Here is a 24417-nt window from a genome sequence, read left to right as displayed (position 1 = left end):
TATGCCGTTGTAGCTCAACTGGTAGAGCAACTGACTTGTAATCAGTAGGTTGGGGGTTCAAGTCCTCTCGACGGCACCATGTTCTTATTGGGGATTAGCCAAGCGGTAAGGCAACGGACTTTGACTCCGTCATTCCAAGGTTCGAATCCTTGATCCCCAGCCATTTATTTCTCTCTAATGAGAGCCATTAGCTCAGTTGGTAGAGCACCTGACTTTTAATCAGGGTGTCGAAGGTTCGAGTCCTTCATGGCTCACCAGTTTTATCTCACGTGCGCGTATGGCGGAATTGGCAGACGCACTAGACTTAGGATCTAGCGGGCGACCGTGGGGGTTCAAGTCCCTCTACGCGCACCATACCAACAACATCGAAATCCTGTTGATCATTTGATCTACAGGATTTTTTGCATATACAGTAATTATTTTAAGAGGATCTGATTAACATTTGCGGAGATTCGCTTTATAACACAGTACCCTTGCGATTGATTAGAAGATGTGGCTATCTTCGAACCCTTCGATGGTAGCGGCGATCAGATTCGAGTTGGTCGGCGTCGTTAGCTCTAATCCCGGTATAGTGGCAGATCATGTGAGAATGCTCCATTTGTCTTGGTGTAATTTCCTCCTGTATGTGATCCAATTCCATTAGTTCGTGTGTTAAAGCCTTCTGCATGCTTTCCTGGGCTGTTCGCTTGACTTAAGACACTTCAGAAGTGCAGCGATTCCTGAAATGGCTGTTGTGGTATTAATGCCCTCTGCATGTGAATATATCCCCAAGGCAGATGTCTGATAGCCTTCAACATATGAAGCAGCAGCTCTAGTAACAGTCTGAAACCCTTCCGTGTGCGAGTCAGTACCTAATGATTGTGTTTAGGTACCTTCAGCATGAGTTGCTTATCTGATTTTAGATATCATCTCGTACAAGTAACTTACCTAGAAGTCCTTCTGGTACCCAATTCTTCATGTGCAATCGGTTTGGCGGACTTGCTACTAGATCCTCTTCTCGTGTAGAAGGACAAGACATCCAAGCTACAGCAAATTTCGCCCATGTCGAAGGGGCCTCAACAATTGCGAGCGGCCGCTTCAGCGCAGGGCATTTATGATTGGATCGGGTGGCATGCTGTCCGCCAGATCACCGTTAGGGTTCTACTTTGCCAATAGTGTTAATCCTTTCGACTCTGCCGGTGTGGTTGCAAGTATTAGCGGTCAAGGGGATGGGGGCTTTGTAGGCACCGTACGAGCTGGTATAGTCCACACCAGGAGCTGTAGCCTGTGATTACGAAGAAATGTTCCAGACCTCTAACGGAAGCAAAATCGATGTAGGGCTATTATCTTCTAGATTTAATCCAATGGCTGTAGGTAAAGCCCTACTCGCGATTGTAGTCTGTCCTGCTGCAAAGGAATTGACAGCTGTACTTGTATCATCTGGCACCGTTCCATCCCTCAGTATGGGATGTGGATCCGATAGTAACAGCCTGAAACCCTTCAGCATGTGTGGCATCTCCTGTAGATTGTGTTTGTGTTCCTTCGCTTAAAGCAGTATTCCCGTTTGCAGTCCTCTGAGTGTATTAGAATAAGCTCCTGATGCTATATTATCGCAGGACAGCGTCATCACTCATTTAGGGTAAAGTATGCTGCTTGTACATTCGTTGATATTCACTAGGTCAGGCAATGAATCACACGTACTAGCGGTTCAGTCGGGTGTATTTGATACTACGTACTTATACTAATTATTAGATAATGCAAGCATATTATTATGATTTGTAAAACTTTTTTATAAAAACACTTGCAATCACTTTGGATTTTTGATATATTATTACTTGTCGCTGATGAAACGCAGCAATGAAGTACAAGCTGTTAAGAAATAAATATGCGGACGTGGCTCAGCGGTAGAGCATCGCCTTGCCAAGGCGAGGGTCGCGGGTTCGATTCCCGTCGTCCGCTCCATTACAACTTTATATGCGCCCTTAGCTCAGCTGGATAGAGCGTTTGACTACGAATCAAAAGGCCAGGAGTTCGAATCTCTTAGGGCGCGCCATTTCTTTTTTGTCGGGATGTAGCTCAGCTTGGTAGAGCACCTGGTTTGGGACCAGGGGGTCGCATGTTCAAATCGTGTCATCCCGACCATTTATTTGCGGGTGTAGTTCAATGGTAGAACTTTAGCCTTCCAAGCTAATAGCGTGGGTTCGATTCCCATCACCCGCTCCAGATTAAAATGAATAGCCACCACTATGGTGGCTTTTTTTGTGTGTAGCGGCTGTGTGGGGAGAGAACCCACAGAGGGTTCGACCGTCAATTTCGAGACCGTGAATGGTGGTCTCGGTGGACGAGCGTCCCGATGCTGTTCGAGGCAGCCGATGCTAAAGGCTGGTGAGACAGAGGGAGTATTCCCATCACCCGCTCATAGACAATGAAGAAGCCACCCATTAGGTGGCTTTTATTAGTTTTCCTACAGAACATCAATTATTTGCAGAAGATTGTATTATTTGCAGAAGATTGCTGCTGTTTTATCTCCGCGCGAGCTTTCAGCAGTGATAGGACAACCATAAAATCACCGAGAGTGGTTAGGACTGCGCCAATTAAGGCTAGGTCATCTGCAGAGATTTCTTCCTCATCGAGATTTTTAATTGCCATTGCCGCCCTCCATCCACGTGCTGCATTTGTACTATATATTAATGATGAACCGAGATAAGTGGTCCAATATTTTTCCGAATAATAGCGGAGGATTTGAAATTTACTTGAAAATATTTGTAAGGAAATGATTTGAAATTCGCGATATTTGTGTATATATATTCCTTTTTGCGTATTTTGTTTGTGCGTGGAGATCTGCCATATGACATCAAGATGAGTCTGAATAGATATAGGTAAGTGCTCATTTTGTAAAAGTTTCAATCCTATATAATATTGCTGACGTACAAGCCACAAACGGATTTAATGGATTCGGATCAGCTGTCCTCATTGGATTTTATGAAGAATTATAAAAAGATATCGGTTTACAAGGATATCCATGTACATGTTATATCTAACATGAGGGCAACCTGTGCTGAGAATTCATTATGAAGTGTTATGAACCGAATTTATGGCTTGCATAAATACATGAATATTAATCCTGTATTTTATAATAAAAGTAAAGATTTTCGTGTCGATTTATAGTATTATGTTTAGAAAGCATTTTTTTTGTATGGGAATATAGAGATGGATAGGGGGATAACGATGACAGAGTCTACATTGATCGTGGGGAAAGCAAACTCAAATAACTTGCTTCGTCGTGATGTGCGTTTTCTTGGGAACATACTGGGTGAAGTGCTCGTCCACCAAGGTGGTAACGAACTTCTTGATATAGTAGAGAAAGTCCGGGAATTGAGCAAATCATTACGCGCGGGATTTATCCCAGAATTGTATGATGAATTCAAACGAGTCATTATGTCACTTGATCCGGAGATTCGGCATCAGGTCATTCGTGCGTTTGCGATTTATTTCCAGCTGGTGAACATTGCTGAACAGAATCATCGAATTCGCCGAAAACGTGATTACGAGCGTTCCGCCGGAGAAGCCATTCAACCAGGTTCAATTGAAAATGTAGTTCTTGCGCTGAAGGAAGATAAAATCTCCTATGAAGAGGTTCAAGATATTATTGCTGGGATTTCATTAGAGCTTGTCATGACGGCGCATCCAACGGAAGCAATGCGACGTGCGATCCTCGATATCCACAAACGGATCTCTGAAGATGTCATGGAGCTCGATAATCCGAATCTTACGTTCCGTGAGCGTGAGCAATTACGTGAGAAGCTTCTGAATGAAGTCCTGACGTTATGGCAGACGGATGAGCTACGTGACCGTAAACCAACCGTGCTCGATGAAGTTCGTAACGGTCTTTATTATTTCCATGAGACATTGTTCGATGTGTTGCCAGAAGTGTATCAAGAGCTGGAACGCTGCTTAACGAAATATTATCCTGCCCATCAGTGGCATGTACCGACATATCTGCGATTTGGCTCATGGATCGGCGGCGACCGTGATGGTAACCCTTCGGTTACTTCCGATGTCACGTGGGAGACGCTGAAGATGCATCGCCAAATGGCATTATTTAAATATGAACAGGTTCTGAAGGAATTGCTCCGCACGATGTCATTTAGTGTGGGTGTGATCGAAGTGTCTGAAGAACTCAAAGCTTCCATTGAAGTAGATCGTGAGCTTATTGAAGTGAAACGTCTTGAGTTCTGGCATAACGAGAAAGAGCCTTACCGTGTGAAGATATCCTTCATGCTCGAGAAGCTATCGAATATTCTGGATGAATCGACGAAGGGAACACCGCTTCGTTACAATTCACCACAGGAGTTCATTCAAGAGCTGATGATTATTGACCGCAGTCTTCGTTATCACTATGCGGATTTCGTAGCTGATACCCACATCCGTAAGTTAATACGTCAAATTGAGCTGTTCGGTTTCCATATGTCGACGCTTGATATTCGCCAACATAGCCAAGAGCATGAGAATGCGATGACCGAGATCCTATCTCATATGCAGATTGTGGAGGATTACAGTGCCTTAACAGAAGAAGAGAAGATTGATCTTCTGAACCGTGTATTGAATGATCCGCGCCCACTTACATCGATTCATATTAAGTACAGTGAATCTACAAACGAATGCCTCGATGTCTATCGTACGATTTACAGAGCACAGGACGAATTCGGTTTGAACTGTATTTCGAGTTATTTGATCAGTATGACGCAGGGTGCAAGTGATATGCTTGAAGTGATGGTCTTCGCGAAGGAAGTAGGTCTGTTCAAGAAGTTTAAGAACGGTGACCTGCGTTGTACGATTCAGGCGGTCCCATTGTTCGAGACAATCGAAGACTTACATGCAGCACCAGAAATTATGAAGACGTTGTTCAACTTGCCGATCTATCGTGAAGCGGTTAGATCGATGAATAACCAACACGAGATTATGCTCGGGTATTCGGATAGTAACAAAGACGGTGGCGTAGTCACAGCGAACTGGGAATTGCGCGTTGCATTGAATGAAATTACAGCAGCAGCGAGTGAATACGGCGTCAAGCTGAAGTTCTTCCATGGCCGCGGAGGATCGCTTGGCCGCGGAGGCATGCCGCTGAACCGCAGTATTATGGCACAGCCGCCGCATACGATTGGAGCAGGGATTAAGATTACGGAGCAAGGTGAAGTGCTATCTTCCCGTTATTCTATGAAGGGAATTGCTTACCGCAGTCTAGAACAGGCGACTTCAGCACTCATCACAGCAGCGCTATGCGCTCGCCGCGAAGAGAAGGAAGAGCACGAGCGTGAGTGGGAAGACATTGTAAGAAATATGTCGGAACGATCGCTTACGAAATATCAGGATCTAATCTTCCGTGACGCAGACTTCTTAACGTTCTTCAAGGAATCAACACCGCTTCCAGAGGTTGGTGAGCTTAATATTGGTTCTCGTCCTTCCAAACGGAAGAATAGCGACCGGTTCGAAGATCTCCGTGCCATCCCTTGGGTATTCGCATGGACGCAGAGCCGATACTTGATGCCTGCATGGTATGCAGCGGGTACAGGTATACAGAGCTTCTATCAGGACAAGGAAGAGAACTTGGATACATTACGTCAAATGTATGAGCATTTCCCATTCTTCCGCTCTTTAATTGACGGGTTGCAGATGGCGTTAGCCAAAGCCGATTTAATTATTGCGAAAGAATACGCAGGCATGATTAACGATGACGTGATTCGGGATCGCATCTTCTCCTCTATTGAAGAAGAGTTCCATCTGACATCGTCGCTGATCTTGAAGATCACAGGACAGCAAGAGATTCTAGATAATTCTCGAGTCATTCAAGAGTCCATTCGCTTGCGTAACCCTTACGTCGATCCGCTCAGCTACTTACAGGTACAATTACTTACTGAGCTGCGTACGCTACGTGATCAAGGGGAAGATGATCCGGAGCTATTGCGTGAAGTGTTGTTGACGATCAACGGCATTGCAGCGGGCTTGCGGAACACAGGTTGATCCTCTTTCTTTATACAGCCGAGCGCCAACGACTACAGATGGCGCTCGGTTTTCATATGGAGAGAAGGTTAACGAATAACCTTGCAATTTCGATTGGTGTCGATTACCATTTATTATATTGCTTGGGTTAGTATGTGGAAGTGAGGGGTTTACTCTGGAAACAAGACTCGCTCTGCTGGCACGGAAAGGTGATCAGCGAGCATTTGCTGAAATCGTTGAACTCTATAAAGACAAAATATTTCACCTCGCTTATCGTATGCTGAGTAATCGACATGAAGCAGAAGATGTCGTGCAGGATACGTTCTTAAGGGTGTACAAAAATTTAGACCGTTACGATGAGAACCAGAAATTCTCAACATGGATCTACCGGATTGGTACGAATCTATGTATCGATCGGTTGCGCAAACGGAAACCAACCTATTCTCTGGATGCGGAGATGAATGATCAAGAAGGTGTGGATGGGTATTCTATTCTACCGAGTGATGATCGAACGCCGGAGAGTGAACTGCTCTTATCGGAGACACAGCAGTTGATTCGTCAAGCGATTGAGAGTCTGCCTGCGAAATATAAGACAGTCATGGTGCTTCGATACCTGCAGGATTTATCGCTGCAGGAGATTAGCGATGTATTGGACATGCCCGTGACGACGATTAAGACACGTGTTCATCGTGGCCGGGAATATTTACGTAAGAAGTTAGAGCGGAAATTATAGTAATGTTATTGTTGAATACCATGGACATGGAAAACAGTTGAGGCGATAGGTGCATCGTTCACATAAATGGAAATATAAAACAGATTAAATTTTTGAAACATATTTAAAGCCAGTACGTATTTTACAGTATCGGTATACTGAGCATAATGATGTGAAAGGAATGGCTCCTATGGATTGCAAGCATGCCCTCTCTTTAATGCATGACTATTTGGATAATGAGCTGGCACCCGATCAAATACTGCTGTTAAAAGAGCACTTTGCGATATGCCCTGCGTGTATGGAGCATTATGATCAGTTAGAGCGTACAGAACTGATGCTGTTTGGCACCAAAACACAGCACTTTGAGCCGATATCGGGTTTTGTTACAGCAAATATTATGGCATCCCTGCCTAAGAAAGCAAAGCAACGTGTTTGGATGCAATGGATGAAGAATCACCCTGCGGTTACGGTGGCGGCGATGTTCTTTATGGTCATGTTCATTAGTGCGTTAAGTTTCTGGAATCAAGATCGTGACTTGATGGTGAAGGGACCAGATCTCGATAAGTTGATTATCGAAGGAGATAAGGTGATTGTGCCTAAAGGTCTTAGCGTAGCGGGAGATCTGACCGTACAGAATGGCCAGGCGGAAGTCTATGGCGAGGTGAACGGCAATCTTACCGTAATCGACGGATCGATGAATTTGGCTTCAACGGCCCATATTTCAGGTCAAGTAACGCAAATCGACGAGGCCATGAGTTGGTTGTGGTACAGGATCACTCATCTGTTCTCGGAAGTTTCGTATAGGTAAATGCAGCCAACCTCTCTTTGTTCTGAAGAGAGGTTTTTTTTATTTTGACAAAGGATTGGAATGAATCAAACTTGCATCGAAAAGGATATAGTTATAACCTATAGGTATAGGTACAGAACAGGTTATAGTCGGGGGTACATCATGGATTATTTTACGAGCCTTACGTGGAAGGATTCCATTAAAGATATTATCGATATACTTATCGTAAGTTATATTATCTACAAACTTATGCAATTGGTCCGTGGGACGCGGGCGGTGCAGCTGCTTAAAGGGATATTTGTTCTTGTTATTACCTGGGGGCTTAGCACATGGTTCAATCTCTATACGCTCAAATGGTTAATGAATCAAATGTTCACATTCGGGGTTGTGTCGGTGCTGATCATTTTCCAACCGGAGCTTCGTCGTGGGCTTGAACAACTCGGGCGAGGTAAGTTGTTCCGAAGCTCGTCCTTTCAGGAGATGGATGTGAGCATTTCCGTTAATGAAGTGATTAAGGCCGTGAACTATCTAGCTAAGCGGAAGATCGGTGCACTTATTGTCTTCGAACGTGATACGGGGTTGAATGAATATACGGAATCGGGGATCAAGATGGATTCGCGCATTAGCTCGGAGCTGCTCATTAATATATTCATCCCGAACACACCGCTGCACGATGGGGCAGTTATTCTGCAAGGAAGTCAGATTGCTGCGGCGGCATGTTATTTGCCATTGTCCGAGAACCCTTTTATCAGCAAGGAGCTCGGTACGCGTCATCGGGCGGCTATCGGCGTCAGTGAAGTTACAGATGCGATCTCTGTTGTTGTATCCGAGGAGACCGGACAGGTCTCACTGGCCATCAATGGGCTTGTCGTGCGCGATATTAAAGAGGAATCACTGATCTCCAAGCTCCATTCGGAGCTAACACCTAAGCAGAAGATTTCGGAGAAAACCCCTTTCTGGAAGCGGAAAGGAGGCACCAATGGATAAGTGGCTAAATAATGCGAATATCTCGAAAGTCATTGCGTTGTTTTTAGGGATTTTATTATGGGCGATTGTACATATGGATGATCGAACACCAAATCAGGTGTCTTCGCTTGTCGATGTCAAGGTGATTGATGACGTTCGAATTCAGACGGTTGGGCTGGATCAAAGTCGGTATATTCTGAAGCAAATGGTACCGGAGGTTGTACGCATACAGGTGCGTGGTCAGTCATCTGCGCTTACATCAGCGATGCCTGAGGATTACCGTGTAAGTCTGGATTTAACCGGTCTTGGCGAAGGGAAACATGATATCGATCTGACCTACGTGATGCCAAAAGGGATCCAGCTTGTCTCTATGGTGCCATCTCGGGTAACCGTGGAAATTGAGGAAATGCAGACAAAGGAAATGGATGTCAGCATTAAAACGACAGGCACGCCTGCGAAGGGATATACGGTAGGACAGCCGATTATCTCGCCATCGAATCGCGTTCACGTGACGCTTCCAGCAAGCCAAATGAAGGATATTCATTCGGTGTCAGCAACGCTGCCGATTGATGGGGAACAGAAGTCGGTGAAGCAGAAGCGGGTGAAATTAACGGCCTATGACAAGACGGGACATGAGATGAAGGATGCCATCATCACGCCGCCAGTTGTTGAAGTGGAATTGCCGATTACGAAGCCGTTCAAGCTGGTGCCATTGCAGATAAATTTTGTAGGTCAACTGCCGGATGGACTTGCTATCTCATCCTTCACACCAAGTACTAACCAGGTTGCCATTTACGGGCCGCAAGAGGTGCTCGACAGCATTGAATTTTATGATTCGATTCAAATTGACCTTAGTCAGATCAAAGAGTCTACAAAATTAACGATGCCTCTCCCAGTTCTTGGAAAGGTTGAAAAAATCGAACCAAACAGTGTAAACTTTGATATAACGATCGTGCCTGCCGTTCAGCGTGTGCTGGATAAGCTGCCGATTACGTTAACAGGGGCGAACGACCAACTGAAGGCATCGATTGAGGAGCCAGCAAGCCGAACCATGTCGATTACCGTTGAAGGAGCTCCAGAGGTTGTGAATAGTCTTAAAGCGGGGGACGTGCAGCTTATAGCGAATCTGAGTGATCTACCACCAGGTACTCACCAGGTCGCGCTGCAAGTGAATTTACCAAATTTCATTCGTCGTGTTGATCAGGGGACGATCTACGTGAAGGTGCTTATCGAAGAGAAGAAGGCAACCCCGGCTACGAAGACAGAACCAGATATCAATAAAGATCAACCGGTGGATGGAAAACCAACCGATACGCCAGAAGAGGGAACGATTGAACCTGGGACACAAGAGACGCCAGGGGATGTGAGCGGAACCGAGTAGAGAGAATGAGCGTACAATGGGATAATAACGTTAGAGAGAGGTCGCAAGAATGGGGAAATATTTTGGTACAGATGGGGTTAGAGGCGTTGCAAATCAAGAGTTAACGGCTGAATTAGCTTATAAAATCGGTCGATGTGGCGGGTATGTCTTAACGCGTCAAGCTGAGAAGCCGACAGTAATCATTGGAATGGATACACGCATATCCGGGCAAATGCTCGAATCTGCGCTTGTTGCAGGATTGTTATCCATCGGTGCACATGTTGTACGTATTGGTGTCGTATCGACGCCGGCTGTTGCGTATTTGACGCGTATTCTCGGGGCAGATGCAGGGGTGATGATCTCAGCATCGCATAATCCGGTCGAAGATAACGGCATTAAATTCTTTGGCGGCGACGGGTACAAACTGTTCGATGAGACGGAACTCGAAATCGAGCGTCTGATGGATGCAGAAGTGGATGAATTGCCTCGTCCGGTAGGGAAGGATCTTGGATCCGTTCAAGTCGATGATGAAGCGAAATTCAAATATACTGCATTCCTTGCTTCCACTGTAAAAACTTCGTTTAATGGGGTTAAAATCGTACTCGACTGCGCTCATGGTGCTGCGTATGAGCTTGCGCCGAAGCTGTTCCGTGAGTTGGGTGCAGAAGTGATTACGATCGGTGCAGAGCCGAATGGGCTTAATATTAACGATCATTGCGGTTCGACACATCCAGAGCAGTTGAAGGCTGAAGTGCTGAAACATGGTGCGCATCTCGGGTTAGCTTTTGACGGTGATGCGGATCGATTGATTGCCATTGACGAGAAGGGTGAAGAAGTCGACGGCGACTACATTCTATGCATCTGCGGCGATCGTATGAATCGCGAGGGCAAGCTGAACGAAGGTACGGTCGTTACGACGGTCATGAGTAATATCGGATTCTTTAAAGCAACGGATAAACTCGGACTTAAGACAGCTCGTACAGCCGTAGGTGACCGTTATGTGATGGAAGAAATGCGTCGCGGCGGATTTAACCTTGGTGGAGAGCAATCTGGACATGTTATTTTCCTCGACTATAATACGACAGGTGATGGCATTCTTACTGGTGTGCAGCTAGTTGAGACATTGATCCAATCCGGTAAGTCGCTTAGTGAATTGAAGTCGATGATGCGCAAGTTTCCTCAGGTTCTCGTCAATGTTCGTGTCGCTGACAAGAGCAAGTACCCAGGGAACAAGGCGATTGAAGCGGCGATCGAAAAAGTGGAAAATGAGCTCGGCGACAACGGTCGTGTCTTGGTACGTCCATCCGGTACGGAATCTTTGATCCGTGTCATGGCTGAAGGCCCGGATAAGGACCAACTGGAGTTGTATGTCGCACATATAGCAGATACGGTGAGAGAAGCGCTCAGCTAATCTCTGAAGGACCCTTTTGGCATGCGGTAGGATGCTGGAAGGGTTCTTTTTGTAACATTAAGTCGCTGACGAGTTGCTAAATGCTCTAGGGCTGTATATAATAGCAAGTATGATTTCAGAAGGAAAGGCAGGATAGAGGTTGTATGGTTACTAAAAGCGCCAGAGCTTAACCGCACAGATCGGAGAATATATGTGCTAGGTGAGCTGACGAGGTGAAGGTGTTCGAAACATTCGGCGGGGACCTTCCGGTATCGCATCATACCGTAGAGTTGAAACGGAAAACGAGTTGGTAACGGCTCGGACAACGATTTCAGCAAGATGCTTCATAGTTGAACTATCCTGATCCGCGTGGCGGTAGGGCTATTATATTTGGATTATTTATTTAAAATCATGGATGTGTATTGCACTTTGGGAAGTGCCGGTCGGATAGACCGCAGCTAACATTCATGTCACATGCAGTCATGCAGGTGGAAGGCGGAAAGAGAATTATGGTTCTTTGGACAATTGAATAGGCTGCGGTTAGACGCGTTATAGGTAGCTTCCTAACGGATGTGATGCACGTCCCACTAAACGGAGGTTACGAATTATGTGTGGAATTGTTGGATATATTGGAAAGCGCGATGCGCAATCGATCTTGGTGGAAGGCCTCAAGAAGCTGGAGTACCGTGGTTATGATTCGGCAGGGATTGCCATGTATACGGAAGCGGGTCTGCAAGTGAAGAAAGCCAAAGGTCGGTTAGCGGTGCTCGAATCACAATTGGACGGAGCGCCTTTGATCGGAACAGTAGGGATCGGGCATACCCGCTGGGCAACGCATGGCAAACCATCGGATGTGAACTCGCATCCGCATACCGATATGACGATGAAGTTCTCGGTCGTACACAACGGTATTATCGAGAATTACACGGATTTAAAAGAAGAGCTGATCGCGAGCGGCGTGACATTCGTATCGGAGACGGATACCGAGGTGATATCTCATCTCGTAGCACGGGAGTATGACGGAGATATTGTTCGTGCAGTCCAGAAGACGATAACGCATTTACGTGGTGCCTATGCGCTAGGTGTATTGACGGAATTTGAACCCGATCGATTGGTTGCGGTTCGGAATGCAAGTCCGCTGATCATTGGGATCGGGGAAGGGGAGCATTTCATCGGATCAGATATTCCGGCGATTCTCGAGCATACGCGCAATGTGTTCATCTTGAACGACGGCGAAATGGCTGTGCTGACAAAAGACACTGTCGAATTGATGACAATCGAGGGGAACTTTATTTCTCGGGAAATGATCCATGTCGATTGGGACGCAGTGACAGCGGAAAAAGCCGGATTTGATCATTTCATGCTCAAAGAAATTTACGAGCAGCCGAAGGCTTACCGCGATACGATGCGTGGACGTGTCGATTCGGATCTAACAGTGTCATTGCCTGAACTTAAGCTGTCAACTGCTGACCTTGCGAACATTCGCAAGGTTCACATCGTGGCATGCGGTACGGCTTATCATGCAGGTCTTGTCGGTAAGACGGTGATTGAGACGAGTGCGCGGATACCGGTCGAGGTTGAAGTGGCATCCGAATATCGCTATCGCTGCCCATTGATTACGCCAGAGACTTTGGTCATTGTCGTAAGCCAATCCGGTGAGACAGCAGATACGCTTGCAGCGCTTCGTGAAGCGAAGGCGAATGGTGCGCATGTACTCGCGATTACGAATGTTGTCGGCAGCTCTGTGGCGCGTGAAGCAGACAGCGTCATGCTGACGATGGCAGGACCTGAGATTGCGGTCGCATCAACGAAGGCATATTCGTCGCAGTTGATTGCGTTCTTCTTGCTCGGCATGTACCTCGCTCAGACGCTCTCGACACAAGAGACGGCGTGGGTAAGAGGGATTGTTGCAGCGATGCTCGCCTTGCCAGAGCAAGTGGAGCAGATACTAGACAATACAGATGCACTACGCGAATATGCTGAGTCCATTGCGGTACATGAGCACCTGTTCTTCATTGGACGCGGTGTCGATTACGCGGTTGCACAAGAAGGCTCCTTGAAACTGAAGGAAATCTCGTACATTCATTCCGAAGCCTATGCGGCGGGTGAATTGAAGCATGGTACGCTGGCATTGATCGAGGACGGCATTCCGGTCATTGCGCTTGCGACGCAGAATGCACTGCTCGAGAAGACGGTTAGCAACATTAAAGAAGTGAAAGCGCGCGGTGGTGTAATCTTCGGTATTTCCGATGTGAACGAAGCGAACGCGCTTGGTAAAGCGGTAGATGAAGTATATGCGATTCCTGCGACACATCCACTGCTTACACCGGCATTATCGGTTGTCCCGCTGCAAATGATCTCATACTACGCGTCCTTGGCGCGTGGCAATGATGTCGATAAGCCGCGGAACTTGGCGAAGAGTGTTACGGTGGAGTAGGGGATTGTATAAGAGCGTCCAGTGATAAAAACTTGTCTTGTGCAAGGTAAATAAAGCACTTAACCAGGAAGTCAAACTCGTATTAAGCATTAAAAGTCATTTCAGAGTCGAGCGAATCCAGGATTATTTCCTGAAATTTGCTCGGCTTTTTTTTTGCGTGAGAGAAAAGGAACTTAAGGTTGGAACTAGGAAAAACAAAGGGTGTGTCTTGAAAAGACTGAAACAAAGCAGTATTTTTCTATTTTGCAAGACGTCTATCTGATTGCTTTAAAAGCCTGTAGTTACATTGTTTATGCCGGTTTTGGCTCTGCGAAAGTTGAGTTTTTAATATTAAGTCATTTTTTATGATTTTATTGGAAGCGCTTAATTTGTTAATAATAAAAATCATGAAATTTGGTCTATTTTTGAATAAGAAACGGAAAGTTGAATGGACAAAAAGTTTCTATAATCATACATGTAAGGGGTTACATTACGGATCGTCGAATCTTCTTACTTTGACATTCACAGGGGGTATATGTATGAATAAACAAGTTTCCTGGAAAGAAAGAATTAGTTATGGTCTAGGAGATACGGCTTCAAATCTTATTTTCCAGACAGTTACCTTGTATTTAATGTTTTACTACACGGATGTATATGGACTGAATGTCGCAGCAGTAGGTACGTTATTCCTCCTAGCGAGAATTATTGATGCGTTCGACGGACCGATATTTGGAGTTTTGATTGACCGCACGACTTCGAAATATGGGAAATCCAGACCCTGGTTCCTTTGGTTATCGATTCCGTTCGCGGCAATTGCAATTCTTGCGTTCATGTCGCCAGATTTCGGGGATACAGGAAAATTGGTTTACGCGTATATTACCTATATTCTACTGAATATTTTATACGCAGGTATTAACTTGCCACTCACTTCGATTTTGCCAAGCTTGTCAAGTGATTCACAGGAAAGAACGGTAGTGGCATCGGTTCGAATGATTCTGGCGCAAGTAGGAGCTATATTCGTTAGTATTGCGACACTACCTCTTGTTGATGCGTTAGGAAAAGGCGATCAAAAACAAGGTTTTATGTTAACGATGATGATCTATGCTGGTGTAGCGGTCGTATTTTTCCTGATTACATTTAAAAATGTAAGAGAACGTGTTCAAGTTGACGGCAATCGCCCAGTTCCTTTTAAAGAAGGAATAAAGGCAATTAAAGGGAACACACCTTGGTGGATCCTTTTGGCTACTGGCCTGTTCGTATTTATCGGAGTTACGGCAAAGGGTCCTGCTACTGTTTATTATTTTAAATATAACCTGGGTAGAGAAGACTTAATTCCGCTTGTTAATGGCCTTAACGTTCTAATGTTGCTTGCGATTATACTAGTTCCTTTTATAAGTAAAAAATTAGGTAAACGCAATGCGGTCTTTATGGGGATGGCCATTGGTATTGTGGGGCAAGGTATTATCTATCTAGGTGCACAGATGATGTCTGTTCCTCTTGCATTAACGGGTATTATAATCAGTAATTTTGGTGGGGGCTTTGCATTTGGTCTTCTGTTCGCGATGATTGCTGATACGATTGATTATGGAGAATGGAAATCAGGAGTGAGGGCACCAGGCTTACTATCTGCAGCAAGTAGTTTTGGTGCTAAGTTCGGAATGGGGCTCGGGGGAGCGATTGCAGCTTGGGTTCTAGCGTTAGGGAAATATGTACCGAATCAAGCGCAAGCGCCATCGGCTTTGCTAGCAATTGAATTCAATTTTGTATGGTTACCATTAATTGCGAATGCTGTTGTTATTCTATTATTCATGTTCTATAAGCTAGATAAAGATGAGCCCCAAATGATTAGTGACTTGAAAACGCGTAGAGGAGCATCTGGGTTTGAAGCCTAAATAAGGAGTCCGTAGCGCTCATCGGCGCATTCGGCAAGAGCCTCCGATACTAAGGGGCAGGCAGCTCCCATATCATGCCAACGCGTATGGATGTCCGGCAGCCTGCTTACCAATGACATGACGGAAGAAAAGCTGGAGGAAATCATTGTGGAACTGAACAGAAAGCTTGGACTCGTATAAGTTTATCTATTTTAAGGATTGCTGGGTTAGGAATAGTTGAAGAATGCAGGATCGGGTATTGGGAAAACCAACCGATCCTTTTTTTATTGTCGAATCTGTGATTAGAACCAATTATATACCGAATAGTAAACGGTGCTGGACAGTATATTACATTCGAAGAGTTTACAACACCAGTGTATAAAGACGGTGAAGTAGTTGCATTCCAAGGTATCCTACGGAATATTACGGATAAATTAAAGCTTCAGGAAGAACTGGAATATAGAATTACCCATGATAGTCTTACGGGGGTTTACAATCGAGAATTTATTGAGCGGTTAATTGAAAAATACGATAAAAACTGAGAACGCTCCAGCCGCCATTTTTATTATCGATTTGGACAATTTGAAAATTGTGATTGACACATTAGGACATCGGCAAGGAGATCAGCTGATCAAAGAAGCGGCAGGACTGTTGGATGCGAATTCAAGAGAAAACCTATATGTGTCAAGGGTTGGTGGCGATGAATTTGCTATTCTAATGATTAATACGAGCATTGTGAAAGTCGAGGAGCTGTTTCAAAGCATCCAGAGGGATATTGCCAGATATAATGGAGAAAGCCAGGGGATTGAGATTCATATGTCGATCGGCTATGCATATGGTGAGCAGTCTTTCGGCAATATGGAAAGTTTATATGTGGAAGCAGATCGGAAAATGTACGAGGACAAGGTGAGTAGAAAGAGCATGGCTTCGTAATAGTGGTCGATAAGCTAAAAGTATCAAATGAACCACTTAGTCGGATTGCGGCTGAGTGGTTTTTTTAATGGAGTTTTGTTCGTAACGATAGGGTGGAGGTGAGAAAAGTTGAAAATGATATTGGGTAAAATGAAGGAGCGGCGAGGACACGTATGTCTTTATGGCAGGCTCGGGGATCGCCGCTCCAGTGTATGAATTGAAGGGAATGTATCGCTCTGCATTTCGACTTATTTTGTCATGGAAATACATAATTCGACAAATTTTTCTTTACACCATTGTTTATTTTGATAGAATCAATATAAAGATATATCTTAGATTAACCATTTTAGGGGGGATTAACCATGTTTGAAATGTCTTACGACGAAGCAAAAAACCGTATTACGGTCAAGGTACAAAGCATCACTGTGGAGGAAGTAGAGACATACATACAGGAATACACCAAAGTGCTTAATCAGGTAAAGCCTGGCTTTACAGGATTAACGGACTTGAGCGAAGGAAAATTGTTTACCCAGGATGTAGCGATGGCATTGGCGCCGCTTGGAGAACTTTCCGTTCAAAAGGGCTTAACCAAATGGGCTTATTACACAGGTTCTGTTATATCGAAAATGCAAATGAAACGCATGTTTGGAGATATTGTCGTATCGTTTGAAAAACTAGATGAAGCGGAAGCATTCTTGAATAGCTAAATAGCAGTATTGGAAAAGCCTGGTTTCTGGTCATGCCCCTGTCAAGTAAAGAATCCGGCGGCATCGCCTACCCCGATCGCCTTTATATAGCTTTCTTTGAGCGTTCACAAATCGTAGAAACATGTAACTTCTGTCGGCCCGTATAGGAGGACAATCGATTTATTTCACAGCTTGCGAAGAATAAGTCAAATGCAGTCAAGTCGATGCTTTTTATTTGCTCGATATCTACACCGACATGGTATTCACTCAGCATGAGGACAACCCATTGGCCGGAATGGGATATATTAAAATGAATGTGATGAGAACCCGATAAGTAGGGTTTGCCGCCGCATAATTGGATGCCGATGATCCTCGGGAATCCATTGAAGGGTATGGTTAAACATTTCCTCGTCTATGTTTTCGGCTCTATTAATAGCGATCAAACAGGAGAGGTAATCTCCATCCGATAGACACCTCGACGATATGGCTAAATTCTCTTGTTGTCCGTTTTGATAGCGTGAAGCAAAGGGTCAACGTCATGTCACGTTGACCCTTTGCTGTATCTATTATTGTTCGCATTGCTCCGCTCGCTGCATGACGTAGTCTGCCAACAGACGTACGCCGAAGCCTGTTGCGCCTGTGCGCTCGTACCCGCGATCAGTCGGTGACTGCACGGTATTGGCCATGTCGATATGGACCCAGCGGGTATCCGGCTCGACGAATCGGCGCAGGAACAGCGCCGCGGCGTTCGCGCCGCCGTACGCGCTGGAGCTGATATTGTTCAGGTCCGCATAGTCGCTGCCGAGCAGGACATCGTCATCGTCGATAAGCGGCATTGGCCATACGCGGTCGCCACTGACGGTGCCGAGCTCATGAAGCGACTTCGTGCTGTTCGGGTCGCCCCAGACACCTGCGACGCGTAGGCCGAGCGCGTGTCCGACCGCGCCCGTCAATGTCGCGATATCGATGATCTCCGCTGCGCCGAGCCGTCCTGCGTGAAGCAGGCCATCGGCGAGAATCAGCCGGCCTTCCGCATCGGTGTTGCCGACCTGTACCGTTAAGCCGTTCGGATACCGGACGATGGAGGAAGGAAGCAGCGCTCCGGCTCCCGGGACATTATCCGCGATCGCGATCAGGGCGACGACGTTCGCTGCCGCACCGCTCGCGATCACGAGATCCAATGCGCCGATGACGGCGCAGGCGCCACCCATGTCGAAGCGGGCTTCGCTGAGGTCGCGTCCTGTCTTCACGTTCATGCCGCCCATATCGAACGTCATGCCTTTACCGACCAAAGCGAGAAGGGGCTGGGAAGGATCCGAAGCATAGGCCACTTCGACGAGGGCTGGCAGCTGACGGCTTCCTTGCGCTACGGCCAATAATCCGTTCATGCCGTGCTCCGCCAATGCTTCGCCCTGATACACCTTCACGCGGGTATGCGCTCGTCCGTCGAACCGTTGCACGATCCGCTCCGTCAGCTGCTCCGGTGTCATTACATTCGCAGGCTCGTTGCACCAATCGCGTGCCAGCATCGTGCTCTCCGCACGTCGGCGTGACTTCTCAACCGCGTGCTGCGCAGCACCGCTATCGCCGCCCGCATTCAGCAAGATCAGCTCCTCGAGGGTGCCTTGATGAGGGTCTTTCTTATAGGCGTCAAAAGTATAACGGCCTAAAATCCAGCCTTCCACCCATGCCCCCAATACCGCATCGAATGCTAACATCTCCGCCAGCACGGCATCCAGCAGGACGGCGGCTGAGCGGAAGCCTTCCTGCTCGAATGCACGTACAGCGCAGCCTGCCGCGCGGCGAACCATCTCCGTGCTTAGGCGTTTTGCATGTCCCAGCCCGATGACAGCCGTATGCTGGCTGCCGCGCGTGCCGTAGAATATCGTCACTTTGCCGTGCGCCGTCATAGCAGGCTTCACGTCAAAATCGAGCTCCAGCCGTTCGGCGCCTTCGACTGCCAGATAGACCTTGATGTCTGCTTCGCTGCAGCTTGCAGACGATTCTAATACGCGAATGTTCATCGTTGTACTCCCCTTTCGACAGGTGCAGAATAATCCAAATTCGCTAATTCATAGATCGCTCTGGCGTAGATCGCCGCCGCTTTCATCAAGCTGTCGACGCTGACGGACTCATCTGGTTGATGCGCCGTGTCGAGTTCTCCTGCGAAGAGCGGTCCGAATGCTACGCAGTTTGGAAGCTTGCAAGCATACGTTCCGCCTCCGGTCGATAATAGCGTTGCCTCTTCACCCGTCTGCTCCGTATAGACGGTCTGCAGCGTCCGAATCATCGGATGGTCGGCCGGCACGAGATGCGACGGCTTGATGATCGGTGGAGACAACTCAAAGCCATATGGCGCGATGCGCGCACGTAATGTATCGACGATCTGTTCGCCTCGGATGCAGGATGGGAAGCGAATATTCAGGTGGAAATAGCCTTCAGATGCGGCCGGGTCGTACTGAAGCAATCCAACATTGACCGTAAGAGCGCCCATCGCATCGTCACGGCTGGCAATTCCCAGCGCTTCGCCTGCCGTATCGCCTGCGAGTAGGTCAGCCGCGCCATGAATGAAGCGGGCGTCGTGGCCTGCGAACGATTGAGTATTTAGGAACTCGAGCAGCCGAAGTCCCGCATTGTTACCCAGCTCAGGAACCATGCCGTGGGCAGACTTCCCTTTCATATGTAGCGTGATTTCCCCAGATCCGTCAGCAAATCCGCCTTTCAGCCCTCTTTCAGCACAAAAGGCCTGTAACGCAAGCGCTAACGAATCAAGATCCGCCGCCGATCCGCTCACTACCGCTTCAGCAGCGTCTGGCACCATATTGGCTGCCGTTCCTGAGCGAAATGCACGCAGTCGCAACATAGGTTCATCAACGGAAGCGGGAACCGAATGCTCCCCGGATTCCCCATCGAATCGCAGCGTCATTCGGGTATTCACTTGCCCTTTCTCCGCGTGTACGATCGGGAAATCCGCATCCGGCGTAAAGCCGGCAAGTGGTGGCCGTTCATAACGGTTGTATACCTCCATGCAGTTCATCCCCGTCTCTTCATCCGTGCCGATAATGAGGCGAACTTGATGACGAAGCGGTAGTCCAAGCTCCTTGACGATGAGCAATCCATAGAGCGCGGCCATCGTAGGGCCTTTATCATCAATCGCGCCCCGCGCGTACAAGCGGCCATCACGAATTTGGGGCTCGAAGGGAGGAGAGGTCCATTCACCGGTCGCCGGGACGACGTCGACGTGACTAAGTACCGCGATATAATCTGGCGCCCCCTCAGCATGCACCTCAACAACCTCATGATCTACCTCGCCACCGTAAGTTGCATAGCCAACGATGCCTTCGTGATTCACGACCTGAAGCCCATGCTGTGCAGCGAGGTCCAGTACATAGCGCAGCGCCCGTGCAGATTCGACTCCTAGCGGTGCGCCAGGACCTGCGGTGCTTAGGTCCTTCACGCTAGGAATGGCAAGGAGCGACGACAAGTCGCGCATAAGCGCTTCCTGCCGCCGCTGAACTTCGTAATTCCAGTCGATGTTCGGCATGATACTACTCCTGATGCAGCGTGAATACGCTGCGGTTCTCGCCGATAACGAGTCCGTTGTCGTTGCGAATCGCCGGTGGACCAATGTGGTACATCCGATCAATCGTTGCTTGATTCTTATATCCGATTTGCTCGAGGATCGAAGCGACCGCGAGCGGCCATTCATCTTCGGAGCCATCGGTTACTTTGAGTGCGAAGGCAAGACGCTCTTTCTTCAGTGCGAAGCAATAGATGCCTTTCGCGCCGCCTTTCGCCACAATATTGTCGTCCATGAGCAGATTCGGGCAGATCAAGTACTCAGCCGAGATCATGCGTGGATAGGCATTCATAAGTGTTGTGACTTTCACGACCGCTTCACGCAGCTTCGCATCTTCGATCAAATCCGGGCAAGCCAGCTTGAGGAAGGCGATTGCCATATTCCGAAGCGGCATGCCGAATACAGGGAAGCCGCAGCCGTCGGTTCCGATCTGAATATCTTGAACAGGGCATTCGGATAACTCCGATGCAATCTGTAGAATACGCACTTGTGCGGGATGGTCAGCAGCATAATATTCATCAAGTGAATAGCCCATACCTTTGCAGTATGCGAGCACGCCGAGGTGTTTACCAGAGCAGTTATGATAGATGCGGCGCTGCGGTTTATGATCCCCTACAAGCGTGTCCCGTGCGTCTCCATCTAACGGATAGGTCGGCTTGCAGACAAGGACATTCTCGTCTAGCCCCAGCTTGGTCATCATGCCTTCTAACGCCTCAACATGATACGGAAGCGCACGATGTGAAGCCATCATAATGGCTTGTTCTTCCGGGGTGAACCCGAATTTCTCGTCAAATCCTTCGAGGAAGAATGGAATCGCTTGAATCGGTTTTGCTGCGGAACGCATGAAGGTAACCCATTCCGGATCCCCTGAACGATACGTCGTGTGTCCGGTTTCATCGACGCCGCAGACATGTCCATAATGGACATTCTCTAGGTGCCCGCCGCGAAATTCGAGTACGAGTGGCTCGGCATTCCGCGTCATTTCCATGGCAGCGGTTTCAACCGCTTGTTTACTTGGTGATGATTCATTTTTTTGATTATGATTTAGCTCAGTTGTCATGTATAGTCCCTCCCATGTCTACATTATGCAACAATCGAAAGGACCCGTCCATAGAATCGAACGGATCCTTATCACATCAATTATTTTTTCGTCTGCGCATCATAAGCTTCCTGGTAGATCTCGACGAGGCGTTTCAGATTCATGCCATCGAGCGTGCTGATATAGGTATCCCATTCCTTATCAACGTCGGCATCTCCGATGACGAAGCGGGCTAACATTTCATCCACATAATCATTGACCGTCTTCGAGAGATCGGCAATCTCCGTTGCTTGCTCATTCGTCATGAAGAGCGGAGGGACCGTCGCGATATTGGTTGGCTTGTATGGCTCATAATTATTCTTGGTCTCATTGTAGAGGATCACTTCAAGGTCTTTATCGCCTTTGCTCACCGCGCTAAGGCGGAATTCATTGGAGCGAAGCGCAGGACCCGTCTGTGCCCAGTTCACGTTCTGCACTTCCCCGAACGATTTCAATTCGGACCATTTCGCCGGTTTGCCGTCGATCCCGATCTCGCCTTCTTTGGCATCACGCCATTCCGTGTCTGGACGGCCATAATTGCTGCGCAGCGTATGCTCGTATTCGTATAATCCATCGGCCCAACGGAGCGCGATTTCAGGATTTTTCGCTTTATTCGTAATGAGGAATGCCCCTGTCGTTAAGCTTGTTGCATCGTTTGGTGCATATTGCACGCCACCAGGGCCTTTCAAGACCGGAACGGTAGTATACTCGCTCCAGCGGCCGCTCTCGCCGAGCAGCTGCGTGAATACCCCTTGGTGTCCGCCGGTTGAAGCGCCGAGCAGGACTTCCTTCGGATTTTCCCCGATCTGAATAAGCTGATTATCGTCTTGGGTGAATGACTCAGGAGCAATCAAACCTTCCGCATAAAGCTTGTGCAGATACTTCAAGCCTTCTTTCCATTCCGGCTTCGTGTAGGAGACATCGAGCTTGCCGTCCTGTACGAATAAATGTTTCGTCGATCCGTACATCGGGTTGTAGACGAAAGAGTTCATCAGGAACGAATCAATGGAAGATCTCCACGATTTTGGTGAGATGGATAGTGGAATCTCATCGGCTTTGCCGTTGCCATTCGGGTCCTTCGTCTTGAACGCTTTGAGCACGTTGTACAGCTCCTCGGTCGTCGTCGGCATGCTGAGACCTAATTTATCGAGCCACGGCTTGTAGATCCACATCTTCTGACTCATCGAGCAGTGGTAGCATTCATTTACTTCAGGCAGAGAGTAGATGTTGCCGCCTGGTGCGGTAATCGCTGCTTTAATATCCGGGCGATCGGCGAACATCTTCTTCGTCTGCGTGCCTTGCTGCTCAATTAGATCATTCAACGGCAGGAATACGCCCTGCGTGCCATAGATCATCTCTTGGGCAGGCGACACGTTCATTCCGAAGATGACATCCGGATAGTCTTCACTGGCAAGCACGAGGTTCAATTTCTCCTGCATGCTCTGCTCGGGAACGACTTCCCATTCAATGTGGACATTGGTTTTCTCTTCATACCATTTGGTGAATTCATTCGTCGAGAAATTCTCGACGAGCGGATTGCCGCGCACCATGACCTTCAGTGTAACTTTCTCTTTCGTAATCGGGTAGGTGCCTGGCGGTGTCAGCAAACTGTCCGTCGTCGTTGCACCTTCTTTTGGCGTATCTGTCGTGGTGCCTTTCCCTTCATTCGAACCGGAGCAAGCGGATAGAACAGTAGTAAGTAGAAGCAAGATTGCGATAAGCGTAACCCATGTTTTTCTCATAGAGACCCTCCCATAATGGTTCTAGTAACCAACCTTAGCCCTTAATAGAGCCAATCATGACGCCTTTCACGAAAAACTTCTGCACGAACGGATAGACGATAAGCAGAGGAACGGAGGATACGACAATGAGCGAATACTTCAATAGTTCGCGCAAGCCTTGGCGGGCCGCTGCCGTTTTGACATCCCCCAGCATATCGATCTTCACTTCGTTCTGAACCAAGATGTCCCGAAGAATGAGCTGTAATGGATACAACTCCGGGTCTTTCAAATAGATCATCGCGTTAAAATATTGATTCCAATGCCCAACGGCGTAGAACAAAGCGATGACGGCCAGAATCGGTCCGGACAACGGAAGCACGATGCTCCGCAGGAAGCGAAAATCATTGCATCCGTCCATTTGTGATGCTTCGAGCAGTTCATGTGGAATCGTCGTCTGAAAATACGTTCGCATAATGATCACATTCCATACGGATAGTGCAGTCGGAATGAGCATCGCCCAGACCGTGTCGATCATATGCAGCTCTTTGACAACGAAATACGTTGGAATCAGTCCGCCGCTGAACATCATGGTGAACACGAAGATTAGCATGAAGACATTTCGACCGTTGAAATCCCGTCTGGATAGTGGATAGGCAGCTAAGATCGTCATGATGACATTGATCAGAGTTCCCGCGATCGTATAGAACACCGTGTTTTGGAACCCCGTGAGTATATTTTTGTTTTTGAAAACGGCCTTATAGCCATCCAGCGACGGTTCAACGGGCCATAGCCATACTTTGCCGGATAGAACAGCATAGCTCGAACTAAATGAAGCGCTTACAACATAGATGAGCGGATACAAGATGATGAGGAGCACGATCGAGAGAATCACATAGTTAACGATGGTGAATGCCTTGTCGCTGCCCGACTCGCGAATGGTGGAATGTTGTTGCATCGTT

Annotated in this window: 18 protein-coding genes and 8 tRNA genes; 19 read left to right on the top strand and 7 right to left on the bottom strand. The window is 47.5% G+C overall.

The window, feature by feature from the left end; all coding sequences use genetic code 11:
• Positions 1-3: 3 nt before the first annotated feature.
• The 4 genes from ACFQZR_RS25630 to ACFQZR_RS25615 all read left to right on the top strand — a co-directional run bounded on the left by ACFQZR_RS25630 (position 4) and on the right by ACFQZR_RS25615 (position 354).
• A tRNA-Thr gene (locus ACFQZR_RS25630) sits at positions 4-79 on the top strand.
• Positions 80-88: 9 nt separating this feature from the next.
• Positions 89-163: transfer RNA gene (locus ACFQZR_RS25625), tRNA-Gln, on the top strand.
• Between the two features lie 18 nt (positions 164-181).
• A tRNA-Lys gene (locus ACFQZR_RS25620) sits at positions 182-257 on the top strand.
• A gap of 14 nt (positions 258-271) precedes the next feature.
• Positions 272-354: transfer RNA gene (locus ACFQZR_RS25615), tRNA-Leu, on the top strand.
• Positions 355-1270: 916 nt separating this feature from the next.
• Here ACFQZR_RS25615 and ACFQZR_RS25610 read toward each other — a convergent pair.
• Positions 1271-1486: a hypothetical protein gene (locus ACFQZR_RS25610; RefSeq protein WP_379351203.1), complete on the bottom strand. Its 216-nt coding sequence runs from the start codon at positions 1484-1486 to the stop codon at positions 1271-1273.
• A 380-nt stretch (positions 1487-1866) separates the two neighbouring features.
• On the opposite strand from ACFQZR_RS25610, the gene ACFQZR_RS25605 reads away from it, so the two are divergent.
• The 4 genes from ACFQZR_RS25605 (at position 1867) to ACFQZR_RS25590 (ending at position 2202) form a co-directional block, all read left to right on the top strand.
• Positions 1867-1941: transfer RNA gene (locus ACFQZR_RS25605), tRNA-Gly, on the top strand.
• 14 nt (positions 1942-1955) lie between these two features.
• Positions 1956-2032: transfer RNA gene (locus ACFQZR_RS25600), tRNA-Arg, on the top strand.
• 12 nt (positions 2033-2044) lie between these two features.
• Positions 2045-2121: transfer RNA gene (locus ACFQZR_RS25595), tRNA-Pro, on the top strand.
• Positions 2122-2128: 7 nt separating this feature from the next.
• Positions 2129-2202, top strand: a tRNA-Gly gene (locus tag ACFQZR_RS25590).
• Between the two features lie 255 nt (positions 2203-2457).
• On the opposite strand, the gene ACFQZR_RS25585 is transcribed toward ACFQZR_RS25590, so the two are convergent.
• The gene (locus ACFQZR_RS25585) at positions 2458-2628 is read right to left on the bottom strand and encodes a hypothetical protein (RefSeq protein WP_379351202.1); all 171 of its coding nucleotides are present in this window, start codon (positions 2626-2628) and stop codon (positions 2458-2460) included.
• 579 nt (positions 2629-3207) lie between these two features.
• Here ACFQZR_RS25585 and ppc point away from each other — a divergent pair.
• The 11 genes from ppc (at position 3208) to ACFQZR_RS25530 (ending at position 17100) form a co-directional block, all read left to right on the top strand.
• On the top strand, positions 3208-6000 hold the full coding sequence (gene ppc, locus ACFQZR_RS25580; protein ID WP_379351201.1) for a phosphoenolpyruvate carboxylase: 2793 nt from the start codon (positions 3208-3210) through the stop codon (positions 5998-6000).
• A 118-nt stretch (positions 6001-6118) separates the two neighbouring features.
• The gene (gene sigW, locus ACFQZR_RS25575) at positions 6119-6712 is read left to right on the top strand and encodes an RNA polymerase sigma factor SigW (RefSeq protein ID WP_314591131.1); all 594 of its coding nucleotides are present in this window, start codon (positions 6119-6121) and stop codon (positions 6710-6712) included.
• A 169-nt stretch (positions 6713-6881) separates the two neighbouring features.
• Positions 6882-7499, top strand: coding sequence for a zf-HC2 domain-containing protein (locus tag ACFQZR_RS25570; protein WP_379351200.1), 618 nt, complete (start codon positions 6882-6884; stop codon positions 7497-7499).
• 141 nt (positions 7500-7640) lie between these two features.
• Positions 7641-8465 carry a diadenylate cyclase CdaA gene (cdaA, locus tag ACFQZR_RS25565; RefSeq protein WP_379351199.1) on the top strand — a complete coding sequence of 275 codons (825 nt, stop codon included), beginning with the start codon at positions 7641-7643 and terminating at the stop codon, positions 8463-8465.
• The gene (locus tag ACFQZR_RS25560; RefSeq protein ID WP_379351198.1) at positions 8458-9825 is read left to right on the top strand and encodes a CdaR family protein; all 1368 of its coding nucleotides are present in this window, start codon (positions 8458-8460) and stop codon (positions 9823-9825) included. Before cdaA ends, ACFQZR_RS25560 begins: the two co-directional genes overlap by 8 nt.
• Before the next feature lie 49 nt (positions 9826-9874).
• Complete coding sequence (gene glmM / locus ACFQZR_RS25555) at positions 9875-11215, top strand: phosphoglucosamine mutase (RefSeq protein WP_379351197.1); 1341 nt, start codon at positions 9875-9877, stop codon at positions 11213-11215.
• A 586-nt stretch (positions 11216-11801) separates the two neighbouring features.
• Positions 11802-13631, top strand: a complete 1830-nt coding sequence (gene glmS / locus ACFQZR_RS25550; RefSeq protein ID WP_379351196.1) for a glutamine--fructose-6-phosphate transaminase (isomerizing) — start codon at positions 11802-11804, stop codon at positions 13629-13631.
• 518 nt (positions 13632-14149) lie between these two features.
• Positions 14150-15502: a glycoside-pentoside-hexuronide (GPH):cation symporter gene (locus ACFQZR_RS25545; protein ID WP_379351195.1), complete on the top strand. Its 1353-nt coding sequence runs from the start codon at positions 14150-14152 to the stop codon at positions 15500-15502.
• 290 nt (positions 15503-15792) lie between these two features.
• A complete protein-coding gene (locus tag ACFQZR_RS25540; RefSeq protein WP_379351205.1) occupies positions 15793-16023 on the top strand; it encodes a PAS domain S-box protein in 231 nt (76 codons plus the stop codon).
• Positions 16001-16414 (top strand): GGDEF domain-containing protein, encoded by a 414-nt coding sequence (locus ACFQZR_RS25535; RefSeq protein ID WP_379351194.1) that lies wholly within the window; start codon positions 16001-16003, stop codon positions 16412-16414. The genes ACFQZR_RS25540 and ACFQZR_RS25535 overlap by 23 nt, the downstream gene beginning before the upstream one ends.
• A 341-nt stretch (positions 16415-16755) precedes the next feature.
• On the top strand, positions 16756-17100 hold the full coding sequence (locus ACFQZR_RS25530) for a hypothetical protein (protein WP_379351193.1): 345 nt from the start codon (positions 16756-16758) through the stop codon (positions 17098-17100).
• Positions 17101-17645: 545 nt separating this feature from the next.
• Here the strand turns inward: ACFQZR_RS25530 and ACFQZR_RS25525 are convergent.
• The 5 genes from ACFQZR_RS25525 to ACFQZR_RS25505 all read right to left on the bottom strand — a co-directional run bounded on the left by ACFQZR_RS25525 (position 17646) and on the right by ACFQZR_RS25505 (position 24413).
• A complete protein-coding gene (locus ACFQZR_RS25525) occupies positions 17646-19103 on the bottom strand; it encodes a leucyl aminopeptidase family protein (protein ID WP_379351192.1) in 1458 nt (485 codons plus the stop codon).
• Positions 19100-20623: a dipeptidase PepV gene (gene pepV / locus ACFQZR_RS25520; protein WP_379351191.1), complete on the bottom strand. Its 1524-nt coding sequence runs from the start codon at positions 20621-20623 to the stop codon at positions 19100-19102. Before pepV ends, ACFQZR_RS25525 begins: the two co-directional genes overlap by 4 nt.
• A gap of 4 nt (positions 20624-20627) precedes the next feature.
• Positions 20628-21719 (bottom strand): asparaginase, encoded by a 1092-nt coding sequence (locus tag ACFQZR_RS25515; protein ID WP_379351190.1) that lies wholly within the window; start codon positions 21717-21719, stop codon positions 20628-20630.
• A gap of 80 nt (positions 21720-21799) precedes the next feature.
• On the bottom strand, positions 21800-23479 hold the full coding sequence (locus ACFQZR_RS25510; protein ID WP_379351189.1) for an ABC transporter substrate-binding protein: 1680 nt from the start codon (positions 23477-23479) through the stop codon (positions 21800-21802).
• A 34-nt stretch (positions 23480-23513) separates the two neighbouring features.
• Positions 23514-24413: a carbohydrate ABC transporter permease gene (locus ACFQZR_RS25505; protein WP_018759863.1), complete on the bottom strand. Its 900-nt coding sequence runs from the start codon at positions 24411-24413 to the stop codon at positions 23514-23516.
• Positions 24414-24417: the final 4 nt, after the last annotated feature.

This window comes from Paenibacillus sp. GCM10027629 (assembly GCF_042676425.1).
Taxonomy (GTDB): domain Bacteria; phylum Bacillota; class Bacilli; order Paenibacillales; family Paenibacillaceae; genus Paenibacillus_K; species Paenibacillus_K terrigena.
The sequence above is the reverse complement of the archived record's forward strand: the minus strand, read 5'-3'. Positions and strand labels throughout refer to the sequence as shown.